General features: G+C 46.3%; 16 protein-coding genes and 1 tRNA gene. 3 read left to right on the top strand and 14 right to left on the bottom strand.

Annotated elements, in window-relative coordinates; translation table 11 throughout:
- Positions 1 to 10: 10 nt before the first annotated feature.
- The 12 genes from H9Q77_RS00605 to H9Q77_RS00550 form a co-directional block, all read right to left on the bottom strand.
- Positions 11 to 403 (bottom strand): hypothetical protein, encoded by a 393-nt coding sequence (locus H9Q77_RS00605; RefSeq protein WP_114001304.1) that lies wholly within the window; start codon positions 401 to 403, stop codon positions 11 to 13.
- Between the two features lie 117 nt (positions 404 to 520).
- Positions 521 to 1,840 carry a DUF6688 domain-containing protein gene (locus H9Q77_RS00600; RefSeq protein ID WP_249326319.1) on the bottom strand — a complete coding sequence of 440 codons (1,320 nt, stop codon included), beginning with the start codon at positions 1,838 to 1,840 and terminating at the stop codon, positions 521 to 523.
- Positions 1,830 to 3,425 carry a DUF4153 domain-containing protein gene (locus H9Q77_RS00595; RefSeq protein WP_118545897.1) on the bottom strand — a complete coding sequence of 532 codons (1,596 nt, stop codon included), beginning with the start codon at positions 3,423 to 3,425 and terminating at the stop codon, positions 1,830 to 1,832. The genes H9Q77_RS00600 and H9Q77_RS00595 overlap by 11 nt, the downstream gene beginning before the upstream one ends.
- A gap of 22 nt (positions 3,426 to 3,447) precedes the next feature.
- Positions 3,448 to 3,675, bottom strand: coding sequence for a helix-turn-helix domain-containing protein (locus H9Q77_RS00590; RefSeq protein ID WP_022154045.1), 228 nt, complete (start codon positions 3,673 to 3,675; stop codon positions 3,448 to 3,450).
- 91 nt (positions 3,676 to 3,766) lie between these two features.
- Positions 3,767 to 4,252 (bottom strand): DUF2975 domain-containing protein, encoded by a 486-nt coding sequence (locus H9Q77_RS00585; protein ID WP_118545899.1) that lies wholly within the window; start codon positions 4,250 to 4,252, stop codon positions 3,767 to 3,769.
- Positions 4,253 to 4,428: 176 nt separating this feature from the next.
- Complete coding sequence (locus H9Q77_RS00580) at positions 4,429 to 5,310, bottom strand: aldose 1-epimerase family protein (RefSeq protein ID WP_118545996.1); 882 nt, start codon at positions 5,308 to 5,310, stop codon at positions 4,429 to 4,431.
- Positions 5,311 to 5,436: 126 nt separating this feature from the next.
- A complete protein-coding gene (locus H9Q77_RS00575; RefSeq protein ID WP_118545901.1) occupies positions 5,437 to 6,792 on the bottom strand; it encodes an MATE family efflux transporter in 1,356 nt (451 codons plus the stop codon).
- A gap of 14 nt (positions 6,793 to 6,806) precedes the next feature.
- Positions 6,807 to 7,583 carry a TatD family hydrolase gene (locus H9Q77_RS00570; RefSeq protein WP_118545903.1) on the bottom strand — a complete coding sequence of 259 codons (777 nt, stop codon included), beginning with the start codon at positions 7,581 to 7,583 and terminating at the stop codon, positions 6,807 to 6,809.
- Between the two features lie 81 nt (positions 7,584 to 7,664).
- Positions 7,665 to 7,737, bottom strand: a tRNA-Lys gene (locus tag H9Q77_RS00565).
- 127 nt (positions 7,738 to 7,864) lie between these two features.
- On the bottom strand, positions 7,865 to 8,311 hold the full coding sequence (locus H9Q77_RS00560; protein ID WP_118545905.1) for a Fur family transcriptional regulator: 447 nt from the start codon (positions 8,309 to 8,311) through the stop codon (positions 7,865 to 7,867).
- Between the two features lie 68 nt (positions 8,312 to 8,379).
- Positions 8,380 to 9,261 (bottom strand): putative manganese transporter, encoded by an 882-nt coding sequence (locus H9Q77_RS00555; protein WP_118545907.1) that lies wholly within the window; start codon positions 9,259 to 9,261, stop codon positions 8,380 to 8,382.
- A 223-nt stretch (positions 9,262 to 9,484) separates the two neighbouring features.
- A complete protein-coding gene (locus H9Q77_RS00550; protein WP_118545909.1) occupies positions 9,485 to 10,807 on the bottom strand; it encodes an MATE family efflux transporter in 1,323 nt (440 codons plus the stop codon).
- A 203-nt stretch (positions 10,808 to 11,010) separates the two neighbouring features.
- On the opposite strand from H9Q77_RS00550, the gene H9Q77_RS00545 reads away from it, so the two are divergent.
- On the top strand, positions 11,011 to 11,874 hold the full coding sequence (locus tag H9Q77_RS00545) for an AraC family transcriptional regulator (protein WP_118545911.1): 864 nt from the start codon (positions 11,011 to 11,013) through the stop codon (positions 11,872 to 11,874).
- On the opposite strand, the gene H9Q77_RS00540 is transcribed toward H9Q77_RS00545, so the two are convergent.
- On the bottom strand, positions 11,868 to 12,755 hold the full coding sequence (locus H9Q77_RS00540) for an ROK family protein (protein ID WP_118545913.1): 888 nt from the start codon (positions 12,753 to 12,755) through the stop codon (positions 11,868 to 11,870). The genes H9Q77_RS00545 and H9Q77_RS00540 overlap by 7 nt on opposite strands.
- A gap of 225 nt (positions 12,756 to 12,980) precedes the next feature.
- Here H9Q77_RS00540 and H9Q77_RS00535 point away from each other — a divergent pair, with 225 nt between their 5' ends.
- Both H9Q77_RS00535 and H9Q77_RS00530 read left to right on the top strand, forming a co-directional pair.
- Positions 12,981 to 13,829, top strand: coding sequence for an SDR family oxidoreductase (locus tag H9Q77_RS00535; protein WP_118545915.1), 849 nt, complete (start codon positions 12,981 to 12,983; stop codon positions 13,827 to 13,829).
- Positions 13,829 to 15,106 (top strand): dicarboxylate/amino acid:cation symporter, encoded by a 1,278-nt coding sequence (locus H9Q77_RS00530; protein WP_118545917.1) that lies wholly within the window; start codon positions 13,829 to 13,831, stop codon positions 15,104 to 15,106. The genes H9Q77_RS00535 and H9Q77_RS00530 overlap by 1 nt, the downstream gene beginning before the upstream one ends.
- A gap of 114 nt (positions 15,107 to 15,220) precedes the next feature.
- Here the strand turns inward: H9Q77_RS00530 and H9Q77_RS00525 are convergent, their stop codons facing one another.
- Positions 15,221 to 15,871 carry a potassium channel family protein gene (locus H9Q77_RS00525; protein ID WP_118545919.1) on the bottom strand — a complete coding sequence of 217 codons (651 nt, stop codon included), beginning with the start codon at positions 15,869 to 15,871 and terminating at the stop codon, positions 15,221 to 15,223.
- Positions 15,872 to 15,895 lie beyond the last annotated feature (24 nt).

Below are 15,895 nucleotides of genomic sequence, written 5' to 3'. Positions count from 1 at the left end.
ATTTGTAAGGCTAACTATCCAGAATGTCAAAATAACATTCTGGTGCATCATCGTGAGACAGATAATAAAGTGTTCCATCAACAGTGAATGTAGACAAGCCGTTCTTCACTGTAGTTCCATCAGAATATACGATTTCCACCAAAACGCTATTGCTACCAGGGGGAAGTTGCTTATCCTTCACTTTCTCATCGAGTCTAAACGAAGAAAGCCATGTTTTGATTTCTTCGATATATTCATCAGGAACTTGAATTCCATCATTGTGATTCGGCATAGTATAAAAGGAAATGCTACTTATATTATCTGTTTCAAATACTGGTTTGGTTTTGTCAACTTTCATGGAAGAACAACCAGCCACACCAAGTAGACAGGTCAACACTAATACGACTGCTAACATTTTCCTCATATCAGTTACCTCCTTGTCAAATTCCGATTTAGTTCAATTCACTTTTATCATATAAAAAAGCCTCCCTTTCAAATATTATTATATCCCAAAGGGAGAGCTTTTTCCATTAATATTTTACTATTTTTCCACCTGCGCCGCCGTCTTCCCGGTATACTGCACAGCAATGCGGTTCTCGGGATGCGCGTCCGTCAGGTACAGCACACACAGGAAGATCCATTCTAAAGGTTTCATGATAAAATACACCAGATCCGCCGTGTATTTACTGTGGATCAGTCTCGCCACAGGGAACCCGTAATTGTCATAAAAATGACGCAGCGCCCGGTGGAAGCCGGGAGTCCGTTCTTCCAACACCTGTTCAAAAGCATTGGCGATGCACAACTGACGGTTCACAATGACTTCATGCCCATGCCGCCTCCCCAGGCGGATAGGCTTTACGACCTTTTCATGACCGCCGGCAGCTACCGTGCATAGATAATGTTCATCATACATGACATTCTGCGGTGCCTGCCTGAGAGACAGATTCCAGTCGCTGGTCTCCGTGAATGCTTTAATCACAGAATCCGGTGCCTGCCCAAACAGCATGAGGATTGCGATCAGGATTCCCAACAGTGGGAACATCAATACCAGTCCCAGCACCGGCCACCATGCAGCCTTCCGCAAAATGTTGTCACACCAACGCAGCATGGGATTCTGATAAATCTTCCCCGTCCCAAAGTGTTCCGCCTCCGCATTCTGCATCAGTGCATTCCACTCCCGTATTTTCTTCAGAAGCAATCGCACAACTAGCAGCACACAGCACAGTGGAAATAATAACAAATATCCATCAAGCAAAATCGTCGGCTTGAATATCTGTACTGTGAACAGGATCAGTTCTAACAATCCCAGGTACATTGCGGAAATCGACAGGACTGTCACAAGGGGCGGCAGCTTCCGAAGCGGAATACTCTGCAGAATCTCATACCCTATAAATGCCAGCAGCAGGAGTACTATAAAAGTAACCATGGAACCGCTGTAAATCGGTGTATGTTTATTGGAATTGCTTAACTGCGTCTGCCAGTCAGCGGATGTCACATCCATAATCAACCCCAAATAACAAAGTTCATAGAATCCGCCCAGCCAAAATACATGCTGGTCAAACAGCCAGGCTCCCTTCACCGGACGTTCCCATGCTTCACTGATCAGGCAGATTCCTTCGCTGATCGTCAGCACCACAGGAAATACCAGTACCGCTCCCATTAAAATTGCCCAAGTAAACATTTCTGTAAAAGCCTTAATGATCTCCCATACATAATCTCTTTGCTCATAATGAATAACAGAGGCTATGATCGTAAAAAGCGCATAGCCCAGTCCGATAAATATAGAAATCAGCCATGCAAGCAACACCGGATGCTTTTTATAAAACTTAATTTTTTCCGTATTCATTTCTTTATTTTCCATCGATTCTTGCCTCTATCTGTTTCCGTGCCATATATCTGGAAATATTAAATGTCCGCAGAGATGTCTGATCCAGACGCTTCTTATTATGGTTCAGGTAATAATATCCGAATCCCTTCGGTTGATAACTCCCCCACCACTGAGCCTGCGTATCTTCACTCATAATATCCGTAGGGTTCTCCAGTTCATAGGCGCCAAAATCATACCCAAGACTCTCCATATAAGGAATAATGACCGGTGCCGCATCCGCACTGAGATCACTCAGATAAGAGAAGTCTCCGCCGGGTGCATTGGCAATATTCACTCTGGCTATAATATAGTCGGGATGGCTGAAGGACAATGCCAGGTACAGAACTGTCACCATCACGACACCATAGCGGAACAGAGGGAAGCTTTCCCTGTAAATGTTGATCAGTACTCCGATAAACATGACGAATAATACCGCCAGCATCCACAATACGAAGATCCGCAGGAAAGTCAGATAATAATACCGGATATAAATGATCATTCGCATTACGCTGGACGCGATCATGATAAAAGTACATAATGACATAATCGTCATAATCACTTTCAGTATCCTACTCTCCCTAAAAAAGCTAAGGCACATCAATACCAGGATCAGGTTCAGAATGCTGACAGCCAGCAGCTGGAAAAAGCCCTCTCTTGCATACTGTGCGTAAGTATAGCCCTCCGGCAGCTGCATTTTTCCTAAGAACAATCCGAAGATCTGAATACCGGAAAACAGCAGATACAATAGTGACAGCAGTGACATAATCGTAATTGCCAGTACCGGCTCACCCTTTCTGCGATCCTTCACTTCTTCCGGGATGCTTCGCTTACACAGGTAGGAAGTCAGTGCATAGGAAGTAAAGAACAGAAACGTTACCCGGATGACTACGTTGAATATATTGTCCGGACGGATCCAGTTCATGAAATCCGTTGTCATCTTACGGAATACCGCATCGGCAGAACTTAACAGTCCGGCGGCAATGAGCAGAATGGGCAGTGCGATCACCACTCCCAGCAGTCCGTACCATACCTTCTTATTTACTTTTCCCTTTTCACGAAAATAGGCTTTGCCATCGGAAAAAGGCTTCCCCAGTTCCCCGAAGCTCATAACCACCAATTGACAGATGCTTCCCACATATTTCCCAAGATTCCACTTTTTCGTATCAAAATATTGATTCAGCAGCAGACACATCACTAATAGAAACACCGCCAGCTTGTTCAGACCTATGATCGCCCATCCGTCGGTGCAGAAGGTGGATACCCCCAGCAGCAGAATGCTGATCATGTAAAAGGCACTTCCTTTTTTCAAGGTAATCTCCAGTTTTGACAGCGAGAAGACAAAATACAGTAAAGTGCCTGCGAGAAAAAAAGGGAAAGTGATCCCCGAGCCGTTCCGAAACATACAAAATGCATAGAATACGGCATAGAGAAAAGTCACCGGTCCAAAGAAATTATAGTGCTCCTGCAAGCGCTTTGTCTCCACAGTCTCTGTTTTTTCCACTACCCGGACTACATTCTGCCCGGAAATCTGTTCCTGATTTATTGAATTTGTTTCCTGTACTGCTGTATTTTCCTGCATTATGATCTCCCCCTCTCAGGTTTTATTTGGTTTCCTCTTCTTTTGTGTCTTCTACATACTCCAGAATGTCTCCGGGCTGGCAATGCAGCACCTCACAAATGGATTCCAGTGTAGAGAAACGTATGGCTTTTGCTTTATTATTTTTCAGGATGGATAAATTTGCCTGTGTCAGATCCACCTGATTCGCCAGTTCCGTCAGGCTGATCTTCCGCTTTGCCATCATTACATCCAGATTTACAATGATTCCCATAATAGATGCCTTTCTAATTTTGAATTTCCGTTCAGCCGGCGTCATTTACATAGTCGCGTATCACACGCTCTATCACTTTGTGACTGAATTTTTAGATCGTTAAGTCGTTTTCTTCCTTGTAGCGCACGGCTTCTTCAAATACCATCGCCAGCACTTTGCTGAACATGCCTGCAATGATAAATACCAGAATGATCACCAGCATGGCAATGGTCAGGTACACCACACATCTCACAGCGCTCATGGCCGCGATGAAAAAACTTAAGTCTCCCATTCTCCTAAGGCTCGCCACATTTTCCGGTACAAAGCAGTTCTCCGCAAGCACCGTGCCAAACATCTTGCGCAGTTCATTGACCAACAATAATGCCAGCACACCCAGGATGGCGAATATGATCACCGCCGGAAGGTAATGCTCCTCCACCGCCTCCAGATACTTTCCTATGTATTTGAGACTAAGCGGCAGACTTATCGTCACCAGGATTCCCGCATAGAACATAAAATCCAGCAGGTACTTCGTCCCCTTTGCCAGAGATAACTTTTTCTCCCGCAGTTCCTTTTCCGACAACTCTCTCTTCTCCATAATGAATACCTCTTTCCTTCTTGGTAGCCTTAACATATCACTCTATGATACGAATGTCAATATAAATTTATTGATATTCGATAAATTTATATTGAATAGCAGCATAAGAAAAGCTCCGGGCACAATCTTTTTCTGTGCCCGAAGCTTTTTTCAGAAGCTTTTTCGCTTTCTCGTAATTATACTATTGTGATAGTGTACTCCTTGCGGAATACCTCTCCTGCCTGCAGGGTATTACTGTACTCCCGTTGCTCTAAGCTGCCGTCAAAGGTCGTCTTGTCGCATCTGCCATACCAGGGCTCGATACAGATAAACGGTGCTCCCTTGCCCGCGGGAGACCACAGACCGAATAACGGAGCATCAAAGCTTAAGGTAACATACGGCTTTTTGTCCGGTGTACACAGGCTCACTGCAGAAGCCTGACGATCCTCCACAATCAGGGCATCCCGGTCAAATAGGTGCTCTGTGATCTGCGCATAACCGTTTTTCACCGGTAATACATCCTTTTGCTGTCCCATGAGTCCTTGTCCGTCATCTGCCACCAATCCGTAAGTCAGATCTTTGTCCGTATCAAACTTGAAATAATATTCCGACTGCTTTCCTTTTTCATCCACAGGGCACATAAATGCGGGGTGTCCTCCGATGGAAAAGTACAGTGTTTTCGTATCCGGATTTTCCACCTGCCAGATGACCTTCAGTTCTTTTCCTTCCAATTCATAACCAATCTTCAGGATAAACTCCAGCGGAAATTTTGCTTTTGTTTCTTCATTGGATTGCAGGGAAAACCATGCTTCTGTCGCCGTCTGTACATCCACGGCAAACTCCATATCTCTGGCAAAGCCGTGCTGACCCATGGAATAAGTCTTTCCTTCATAATGATATTCCTTATTTTTCAGACTTCCTACAAAGGGGAACAGTACCGGGGCAGTTCTCTTCCAGAATTTTGCATCCGCATTCCACAGATACTCGGTATCAGTTGCTTTCCCCCGAATGCTTGCAAGCTCTGCACCAAAGCTGTTGATGGTTACTTTTAAAGCTTCATTTTCCAATACTACCTGCATATTGCATACCTCTCTCTCTTTTTCCCACATTATACCTCATAACAGTTCATCCGTGAATATATCCGGGCACACAAAATCATGCTCGTATGGCTTTGTGGCCGCATATGTTCACAAGATGAACTGTTGCTATCTGTTATCCTGTAATCCGGCTGTCTTCAGCCAATGTCCGGACAAATATCTGCCTACAAAACAGATCACTCGGAAGATCCAGTCCAGTACCATGGCGATCCAGACACCGATGGCTCCGTAACCCATGTTCACACCGATGATATAGCTGAATCCGATACGGAACACGAACATGGAAAAAATAGACAGCACCATAGTAAACCGTACGTCATTGCAGGCACGAAGCATATTCGGCAGAACAAAAGACGCCGGCCACAAAAACATCGCCATACCGTTGTGGATCATGACCAGAATATAGGATAACTGCGTGGTCTCCGGACTTAATCCATAGCATTTCAGGATCCACGACAGACACAGCAGGATGACGCTGTTTACCATAAAGGTACACAAGTAGGTAATCTTCAATAATTTTTTCGTATAATACCGCACCTGACCGGAATCTCCGGCACCGACACAACGGCCAATTACCGTGATCATTGCCAGATTCATAGCCTGTCCCACAATACAACCCATGCTGTCCAAGCTGTTCGCCACACCGTTGGCAGCAATCTGCACAGTTCCGAAACCCGCGATAATGCTTACCACAATGACACGTCCCAGCTGGAAAATACCATTTTCAATCCCGCTGGGGATACCTATGTAAAAAATCTTATGGATCACCGGCCAGTCGATGTGGAAGCTTTCTTTTAATAAATGCACTTCGTTGGACGGGTTTTTCAGCAAACGATATAGGATGAATCCTGCCACTGCACGGGAGATCAGGGAAGGAATCGCCACACCTGCCACGCCCAGTCCCAGTACATAAACACCCAAAGCATTACCGCCGATGTTAATGATATTTTCCACCACGGAGACCTTCAGCGTGATCTGGGAATTTCCCATGGAGCGGAACAGCGCCGCACAGGAATTGTACAGGGCAAGGAACGGGAAGGACAGTGCAGAGATCATCATATAGATCACAGCATTATGAAATACGTCCGCTTCAATTTTACCGAAAAACAGGGAAATGATGCCGTTACAGAACACCATGACCAAAATCGATATACCGATCGTAATGCATACCGATGACACGATCAACTGTTTTGCAGATTTGCATGCATCCTCTTTTTTCCCGGCTCCGAGAAACTGGGAGGTCACCACGGCGCCGCCGGTAGCCAGTGCCGCCAGCACACTGATGATCAGATTATTGAACATATCGATCAGGGATACGCCGGAAACCGCCGCCTCGCCCGCCGAAGAGATCATGACGGTATCTGCCATGCCCACAGTGATTGCCAGTGCCTGTTCAAACAATAAAGGAATGATCAGTTTTTTCAGATCATCTTTTGAAAATAGTTTTGTTTTGCTTGCTTCCATTTCTTTTTACCCGGTTATTTATCCATTCGATACAATTTCAGGGAATTGTCCCATGCCGCCTTGCGCACTTCTTCCTCTGTGATCCCCTTGATCTGCGCCATGGCAGCGATCACATAGGGAATGTTCAGGGAGCTGTTGCGTTTGCCACGGTTCGGTTCCGGCGCCAGATATGGGCAGTCCGTCTCCAACACGATGCGGTCCATAGGGATATATTCTACCGCTTCCTTCAGCTTCTTTGCATTTTTAAAAGTCAGCACGCCGCCGATTCCAAAGTAGAATCCCATATCCAGGAAAACCTTCGCCGTCTCCTTCGTATAGGAATAGCAGTGAATTACGCCGCCGATCTCCTCTGCGTGCGCATCCGTCATGAGATCCACGGTATCCTTCGCCGCATCCCGGGAGTGAATGATAACAGGCTTTTTGATCTCACGCGCCAGTTCCAGCTGCCTCAGGAACCACTTTTTCTGTGTCTCGTGGTCCGGCTCCGGCCAGTAATAATCCAGTCCGATCTCTCCCACCGCCAGACATTTCTCCTTTTGGCACTGTTCCTTCAGCCAGGAATAAGATTCCTCAGTCAGGTCCCCCGTCTCGCTGGGATGTACGCCGATAGCTCCATATATGTAATCGTACTGCTCCATCAATTCTAACACTTTCCGGCAGGATGTCAGGCTCGCACCCACATCCACCACCCGGGCAATGCCCTGCCCCGGCAGCGCCGCCAGAAGCTGTTCTCTGTCGTCGTTAAATGCGTCATCGTCATAATGCGCATGCGTATCAAATATCGCAATCATATAAAATCTCCTCACAGCATATCTATGCAAAAAAAGAACCGTCCCCGGAGCTCCTATGTCTCCAAAAACGATTCTCTCGAGTGCACCGCCAGGGGCTCGAACCCTGGACACCCTGATTAAGAGTCAGGTGCTCTACCAACTGAGCTAGCGGTGCATTTCTGTGTCGTTGTTGCGTCTCCCGCAACGACAAGACATATATTATCACATGGTTTTCAAGAATGCAAGTATTTTTTGAAAAAAATTTAAATATTTTTTTCGATTTATTTGTACAATAAGTGAAATTACTGTTTTTTACGGGCTTCCTGGCACTTTTTGCAGTAGCCGTACAGCTCTAATTTGTGTCCGGTGACAGTGAAATCTCCGGTATCCTGCTCTAAATGCACATGTGCAAAGGGGCAGCTGGGCAGCGGAATCCGCTTATGACATTCCAGGCAGACCGCATAATGGGTATGTTCCCCGCGGTTCAATTCGTATACTACGGTACCGTCTCCCATGAACGTTGTCTTCTCTACCATTCCATGTTCTTCAAATGTTGCTAGAATCCGGTAGATCGTGGATACAGCATAATCGCTGCCTTCGTGATCTCTCTCAATACGATTGTAAATCTGTACGGCGCTGAGGGGCTCGGTCGCTTCCTCCAGCACCTGATACACGCATTTTCTCTGTTTGGTCCATTTTAATCCCTTGGGATAAGAAATATCATTGTGTTCACATTTATGTTCTTCCATAGATATCTGTCCTTTTATATCGCGATCTCGAGGGCGCAGTGCTTTCCACCTCGAAACACTGCTTGTGCCTACAGCCAGTTTATCACAATTCCTGTCAAAACACCAATCACATATAAAATTCCCACGATTTTCAGATTTTCCTTTTTATCCGGATTCACACGGAACAACACCAGCAGTCCTACTCCCGCGCCTACCAGCAATCCGGACATCATGGCTCCAAGGCTGATCACACCACTGATATACAATTGCGTTATGGTCACAGATGCTGCACAGTTGGGGATCAATCCCACCAATCCTGCCAGCACAGGTCCCAGTACGGGACGGTTCAGGATCAGACCGGCCAGAACATCTTCTCCCACAATATGCAGTGCTGTGTTCAGAACAAATCCAATGACTATAATGAAAAAGGTAATGTGAAGCGTATGCTTTACCGCAGATAGAAAAATGCCATCCTCTTCACAATGGCAGTTCTCATGCTCACAGATTTCATGAATGTGCTCTTCCTCTTCATGGTCATTTTCCCCATGCCCATGAACATGGTCATGAGGATGTATCTTCCTCTCACGGACCGACAGATCGATCACAAACCCGGCTATGGCACCAATGGCTGCTTTCGCTCCCAGCACGCCCAGTACAAAGCGGATATCCATTTTCTCCGAAATCAGGATCGGCAGCATCTCATCAGAAGTGGACAGATAAATGGCTATCAGTGTTCCCAGGGTGATCACTCTGCCTGCATATAAGTTGGATGCTGCTGCCGAGAACCCACACTGAGGCAGCACACCTGCCACGCCACCGATCAACGGTCCCATTTTACCTGCTTTACGCACCATATGTGTGCTCTTCTCGCCAGCCTTATGCTCCAGATATTCCATAGCCAGATAGGTCAGGAACAAAAACGGCACCAGCTTTATACTATCTATTAAGGTATCTAAAATAACTTCCGACATAACTCTTACCTTTCCATACTTTCTTTATCAAATGAATACTTAATCATATATTTGTTCTAAATGCAAATGAGTTGCATTTGCATTTAGAACTATAACACATTTTTTCACATTGTCAATATTTTAATTATAAAAAATGCGCTATGCTATGATAAGCTACGAAAAGCAAGAGAATGCCCATCCGGGCAAAAGCCAGCCGGTATACCGTCTTATTATCGCACTTCGATCAATCTTCGATCAATCCTTTTTTCTTCCATGCTCCGCTCCGCCAGCGCAACATCATGCCGACCGCACGGCTGCATTCATCTGCTGTCAGACCGATATAAGCACCCACTACCGCCAGATGCAGCTGTATCCCCAACAGATACGTTCCTCCCGCTGCACACAAAAACATGAAAACAGCTCCGAGGATCACCGGAAATACAGCATCTCCACTGGTTTTCAGTGCATTTCCGTATACCAGATTTGTGACTCGTCCGGCTTCCAGGGCAATATCAATAAACATCAGCTTCTGCACTAGTTCTACCATACTTTTATCCTGCGTGAAAAAAGAGATCAGTACCGGGGCACTGACTGCAAACAGAAATTCTGTTCCCATCGCCAGTACCGCTCCGATCGCCGCAGATTTTTTAGTCTGCTTATCACATATTTCATATTTTCCCGCACCCATGTACCATCCGGTCATAATAGCATTCGCCTGAGCAAGCGCACTTCCCACACAGAAGGATAAATTTGTGATCTGTGCCGTATAGGAGCGGGCTGCCACATTGATTCCTTCTGTATCCATCTGGTTCAGAAAACGGATCACCAGTGTCATCGCTATATTATAAATAATATTCTCCAAAGCGGAAGGTAATCCGATCCGGATGATCTTCCGCAAAATCTCTCCGGAATTTACCCTCTCCGAATATTTTTTTGCAGGGATCAGCCGCCGTACAAAGATCACTATCAATATCAGATTCACTACTTTAGAGATCACTGTTGCGGATGCAACCCCCTGCACGCCGAGGTGGAAACGAAACAGAAACACGGCATTTAATATAAAGTTCAGAATATTACCTGTCACAGTTGCGATCAGAGGCTGTTTCGTATATCCAAACGCACGCAGATATCCTGCCAGTATGGGAATCATTGCGTTCAATATACTTCCGCCTCCTACGATCCGCAGATATTGTACAGCAGGCTCCTTCAATGCCGGTGCAATACCTACCACATACAGAATCCCATCGGAACAGAAAAACAAAAACACAGACATCACAACACCCAGGATCCCATTAAACCATAATCCCAGAGTCTTTGCCTGACAGGCGATCCCCGGTCTGCCCGCACCGATATTCTGTGTCATCACAGCCAGCATTCCCATAGAAACTACCGAATACATAATAATGAACACACCGATATAAGTATTTGCTGTTCCGACTGCTCCGACTGCCTGATCTCCCACAGAAGAAAGCATTAAGGTATCCACCATTCCGGACAACATGTAAAAGATCGTCTCCAGACACAGTGGTACAAATAATTGAAATAATGACTTATTCTGTCCTTCCATCGTATGTTTTATATCCTTTCTGCGGTTCCTATAAATTTGCATTTTCATTTTGTAACTATTCAGAATAGTTCCTTTAGTTTTTACATATTACTACTTTATCTCTCCTAAAACTTCCATTTTTACCACAGAAAATTGACTTATTTCTACTTTTATAGTAATCTGACCATAATATCCCCCGATCCACTTCACAGAAAGGCCTGCCTATGTACCCCGAATTAAGAGAAGAACGCATTCACGGAACAAAAGAATTTCCTTTCAGCTGTTATCACCTGCATGATATGCCTGCTTTTTTTCAGATTCCTGTCCACTGGCATCCGGAGGTCGAGATCATATATGTCCGCTCCGGCTCTCTTAAGATCATCATTGAAGGAGAAGAATACGAAGCAGCCGGCGGCTCCGTATTCTTTGTGAATCCCGGCGAGCTTCATTTTATGGGTTCCGCAATTCCGGGCGTAGACTATCATACCCTGCTGTTCCCACTGGAATTTATTTCCTTTCAGACGGATGATCTGTTGGAAACGGAGTTTCTCCTTCCCTTGCGTAACCATGAATTACTTTTGCATCATAATCTTTCCCATGAAAAAAGCTGTCCTGACATCATTTCTCTCATCCGTGAGATCCTGTCTGTCAGACAGCTTCCAAATACTTTGAGCGGGCATTTCCGATTACGTATTTTATTGTTGTCACTTCTGCAAAAAATCGCTGCCTGCGGAACCATTAACCCGATGGGCTCCAAAAGAAATGATCCGATGCAGCGTGAGATACTGACTTATCTGCAGTATAACTACACGGACCCCCTTCGGTTGGAAACCCTGGCAGAGCAATTTCATTTATCCGAGAAATATTTGTCCCGCTATTTTAAGCAGCATTTTCATCTGACTCTGACGCAATACCTGATGCATCTGAGGCTGACCCATGCCTGCCATCTGTTAGAGAGCACCTCTCTGCCGGTTACAGAGGTTGCCCTGCAGTCCGGCTTCCCCAACGTGAGTCATTTTATCCGCTGCTTTCACAGGACATATCAGATGTCTCCGCTGCAATATCGTAAGCAGCTGCCCTATCAATGATCGTTTTCAAGAGCTCTTCTTGCAAGCTCCAGACATCCCATGATGCCCTGATCATCGTGAAGAGATGCCGGCACCACATAATGCTCCATGTCTGCAAGTTCATCCGTTACAATATAGCCATTGATGTATTCCTTAAGCTTCTTGCGGATGAGCGGGAACAACTGCTCCTGGTGCATGACACCGCCGCCTAAAATGATCATTTCCGGAGATACCGTCATGACATAGCCGGTCAGGGCCTGAGCAATGTAATCTGCCTCCAGCTCCCATACTTCCGGGCAATCTGCCAGGTCCACTGCTTTCCTGCCCCAGCGTTCTTCGATGGCAGGGCCTGCCGCCAGACCTTCCAGACAATTCTTATGATAAGGACATCTTCCGGCATAAGTATCTGCGGTCCGCTTCGTGATCAACACATGTCCTGTCTCCGGATGGAGCATTCCGTGATGCAGCTCTCCGTTACTATAAATACCACCGCCGACACCCGTACCGATGGTCAGATACATGACGCACTTTTTCCCTTGTGCCTGTCCGAAAGTCACTTCGCCGAGGACAGAACCATTCACATCTGTATCGAATCCCACGGGGCAATGAAGTGCCTCCTGCATCTGCCCCACAATATCGCAGTCCCTCCAGGCCAGCTTTGGCGTGGTTGTGATATAACCGTATTTTTCGGAATCTCTGTCCAGCTCAATGGGTCCAAAACAGGCAATTCCCAATGCATCGATCCCCTTGTCCCTAAAATAAGCAATCATCTTAGGAATCGTCTCCTTAGGCGTAGTTGTAGGAATCGATACCTGCTCATAAATTGTACCATTCTCATCCCCAATAGCGCAGACCATTTTTGTACCGCCGGCTTCCAATGCACCCAGACGTAATTTTTCCATATAAACTCCCTGCCTTTCCAGATTTTGCCTGTCAAATATATCCCGAGCTTTTCCTTCGGATTCTGCTCTCTGTGGTTAGTATAGCAAATCCTTTTCTCCCTGTTAATATCAATTTTTATGGAGTTTCTCTCACTTTTTAATTTTCCCTTTTCCCGGGAATCTTTCCTATGATATACTTGTTATATTGTTCTCAGTTACACACAAATTGCAGGAGGTTATATTACAATGAAAAAAATATGGATCGTCGGTTCCCTCGGTCACATGGGACAGGCGTTGATCAGGTTGTTAGACATGATGGAATATGAATTATACGAGACCGATAAGGATGAGCTGGATATCACGGATGAACATGCAGTTTCCCTGTTCATGCACCGGAATCGTCCCGATGTCGTCATCAACTGTGCAGGATATCATCCTTCCGCCGGTGCAGCGCAGTCGGAGACAGATATGGCTTACAAGGTAAACGCCGTAGGTGCGAGGAATCTGGCGCAGTCTGCGGAGAGCATTCAGGCAAAACTCATACAGATCTCTACGGATGATGTATTTTCCAGCGCATCCGACACACCCTATAATGAGTTCGATGATGTAAATCCCGTGGGACTGTTTGCAAAATCCAAATATGCCGGAGAGAAATTCGTCATCCAGCTGATGACCCGCTATGTCATTATCCGCAGTTCCTGGATCTACGGCATCGGCAAAGACTTTTTGAATGAAGTACTCGAAGCAGCCGCGGACCCTCAGATATCCACTATGGAACTGCTAAATAACGACCGTGCGGTACCTACCTCCGCTGCGGAGCTTGCACGCGTGGTAAAATTTTTCATCGACAACGACCATTACGGTATCTATCACGCCGTATGCAGCGGCGGTTCCTGCACACGCCTGGAATTCGCGAAAGAGATCCTGCGTCTTGCCGGAAAAGAGGACCGGCTTACCGTCACAGTAAAAGACGGCACCCCGGAGAAATATTCCGTACTGGATAATATGATGCTGCGTCTCACCGGCATCGAAGAACCCAGTGGCTGGAGAGAGACACTTGCTTCCTACATGAAAGAAACCGGAGGACTGGAATAGTGGAAAAACACGAAAAAGAAAAGAAAAAACTCGGTCTGTCCACCAAAATCTTTATCGCCCTTTTAACCGGTGCAGTGTGTGGTGTGCTGATCCATTATTATATGCCGGAAGGGTACTTTCGAGATACGATTCTGATCAACGGCATTCTCTATGTACTGGGCAACGGTTTTATCCGCCTGATGCAGATGCTGGTGGTCCCTCTGGTATTCTGCTCCCTGGTCTGCGGCGCCATGGCCATCGGTGATACGAAAACGTTGGGAACTGTGGGTGTGAAAACGATCCTGTTCTATCTGTGCACCACTGCTTTGGCGATCTGCGTGGCACTGGGCATTGCCAGTCTGATCAATCCCGGCGTCGGTTTAAATATTGCGTTGCCGGAGGATGCCACCGAAGTTGCGACCACCCAGGTAGATTTTGCGGAGACGCTGCTGAATATTATTCCGAAAAATATTTTTACCTCTCTGTCCACCGGAGATATGCTGCCGATCATCTTCTTTGCTTTATTTGTCGGCATTCTTCTGGCTGCCATGGGCAACCGGGTCTCCACTGTGGCGAACTTTTTCAGTCAGTTCAATGACATTATGATGGAAATGACGATTGCAGTCATGAAAGCAGCCCCTGTCGGTGTCTTCTGCCTGATTGCCAAAACCTTCGCAGGTATCGGCTTCGACGCTTTTGTGCCTATGCTGAAATATATGGGAAGCGTCATTCTGGCGCTGGCAGTACAGTGTTTCGTGGTATATCAGGTCATGCTGTTTGTGTTCACCCGGTTGAATCCTTTTAAGTTCATTAAAAAGTTCTTCCCGGTTATGACCTTTGCCTTCTCCACTTCCACCAGTAATGCGACGATCCCTCTGTCTATCGACACTCTGTATAAAAAAATCGGTGTCTCCAAACAGATTTCGTCCTTTACGATTCCTCTGGGTGCCACCATTAACATGGACGGTACTTCCATTATGCAGGGCGTAGCAGTTGTTTTCATAGCACAGGCTTACGGTATTCCTCTGACCCCGGCTGCCATTGCTACTGTCATTGCCACCGCGACGATTGCTTCCATTGGTACTGCCGGTGTCCCCAGTGTCGGTCTGGTCACCTTGTCCATGGTACTGACCTCCGTGGGACTGCCTACCGAAGGCATTGCACTGATCATGGGTATCGACCGTATCCTGGATATGCTGCGTACCGCTGTCAATATCACCGGTGATGCCGTATGTACCACTATCGTGGCTAAGCAGCAGGGTGCCTTTAATGAGAATACTTTCCGGGCAGATAACTGATCACCTGTTTACAGCTTTCCAGACGGCTGTCACCGTATAAAAATAAGTGAAACATTCTGTCTTGTGCTCAAGTGCACCGTCAGATGTTTCACTTTTTTATAGCTCGCAGCTATTCTATTTCAGTTTATTTAATTTTGCCCGGTTGGCAATAACGATCAGCCGCATATCCTGTGTCAGAGGCATCTCCGGGTCGATATTCGTATTCACATTTTTCCCCTGAATGATGGCAACCACATTCACGGAATATTTTTTCCGCAGATTCAGCTCGATCAGGTTCTTCCCGATCCACTGCTGTTTGACTTCCATTTCCACCATAGACACATCCTGGGACAATTCGATAATGTCCATGAAACCGGAGCTTAACAGATTTTTGGCCAGGTGGATCCCTGACTCACTCTCGGGGAATACTACACGGTCTGCTCCTACTTTCGTAAGGATCTTGCAGTTTATCTCAGTGGCGCATTTGGCGATAACGGTCTTTACGCCCAGTTCTTTACACAGCATGGTTGCCATAACACTGGCTTCCAGATGATTTGCCATAGTCACAATGACCACATCAATATTCGCAATACCGATCTGTCTCAACGCTTCCGGATCTGTAACATCTGCACATTTACAGTATGGAATCTCTGAGATTGCCGCATTGACAACTGCCTCTCTATTGTCTACCGCCACCACCTCTGCGCCGTTCTCTGCCAACTCCTTCGCCACACTTCTTCCATATCTTCCAAGTCCAAATACTGCATAGGTCTGATTGATTCCCATAGTCTCTTCCTTCCTGTTGCTTCG

Source organism: Simiaoa sunii, assembly GCF_014337175.1.
Lineage (GTDB): Bacteria > Bacillota > Clostridia > Lachnospirales > Lachnospiraceae > Acetatifactor > Acetatifactor intestinalis.
This window is presented reverse-complemented; position numbering and strand designations above follow the sequence as displayed.

What these genes read in the sequence shown, in the direction of transcription:
- H9Q77_RS00605 (WP_114001304.1), bottom strand. Translation starts at nt 403, where the DNA reads ATGAGGAAAATGTTAGCAGTCGTATTAGTGTTGACCTGTCTACTTGGT.
- H9Q77_RS00600 (WP_249326319.1), bottom strand. Translation starts at nt 1,840, where the DNA reads ATGGAAAATAAAGAAATGAATACGGAAAAAATTAAGTTTTATAAAAAG.
- H9Q77_RS00595 (WP_118545897.1), bottom strand. Translation starts at nt 3,425, where the DNA reads ATGCAGGAAAATACAGCAGTACAGGAAACAAATTCAATAAATCAGGAA.
- H9Q77_RS00590 (WP_022154045.1), bottom strand. Translation starts at nt 3,675, where the DNA reads ATGGGAATCATTGTAAATCTGGATGTAATGATGGCAAAGCGGAAGATC.
- H9Q77_RS00585 (WP_118545899.1), bottom strand. Translation starts at nt 4,252, where the DNA reads ATGGAGAAGAGAGAGTTGTCGGAAAAGGAACTGCGGGAGAAAAAGTTA.
- H9Q77_RS00580 (WP_118545996.1), bottom strand. Translation starts at nt 5,310, where the DNA reads ATGCAGGTAGTATTGGAAAATGAAGCTTTAAAAGTAACCATCAACAGC.
- H9Q77_RS00575 (WP_118545901.1), bottom strand. Translation starts at nt 6,792, where the DNA reads ATGGAAGCAAGCAAAACAAAACTATTTTCAAAAGATGATCTGAAAAAA.
- H9Q77_RS00570 (WP_118545903.1), bottom strand. Translation starts at nt 7,583, where the DNA reads ATGATTGCGATATTTGATACGCATGCGCATTATGACGATGACGCATTT.
- H9Q77_RS00560 (WP_118545905.1), bottom strand. Translation starts at nt 8,311, where the DNA reads ATGGAAGAACATAAATGTGAACACAATGATATTTCTTATCCCAAGGGA.
- H9Q77_RS00555 (WP_118545907.1), bottom strand. Translation starts at nt 9,261, where the DNA reads ATGTCGGAAGTTATTTTAGATACCTTAATAGATAGTATAAAGCTGGTG.
- H9Q77_RS00550 (WP_118545909.1), bottom strand. Translation starts at nt 10,807, where the DNA reads ATGGAAGGACAGAATAAGTCATTATTTCAATTATTTGTACCACTGTGT.
- H9Q77_RS00545 (WP_118545911.1), top strand. Translation starts at nt 11,011, where the DNA reads ATGTACCCCGAATTAAGAGAAGAACGCATTCACGGAACAAAAGAATTT.
- H9Q77_RS00540 (WP_118545913.1), bottom strand. Translation starts at nt 12,755, where the DNA reads ATGGAAAAATTACGTCTGGGTGCATTGGAAGCCGGCGGTACAAAAATG.
- H9Q77_RS00535 (WP_118545915.1), top strand. Translation starts at nt 12,981, where the DNA reads ATGAAAAAAATATGGATCGTCGGTTCCCTCGGTCACATGGGACAGGCG.
- H9Q77_RS00525 (WP_118545919.1), bottom strand. Translation starts at nt 15,871, where the DNA reads ATGGGAATCAATCAGACCTATGCAGTATTTGGACTTGGAAGATATGGA.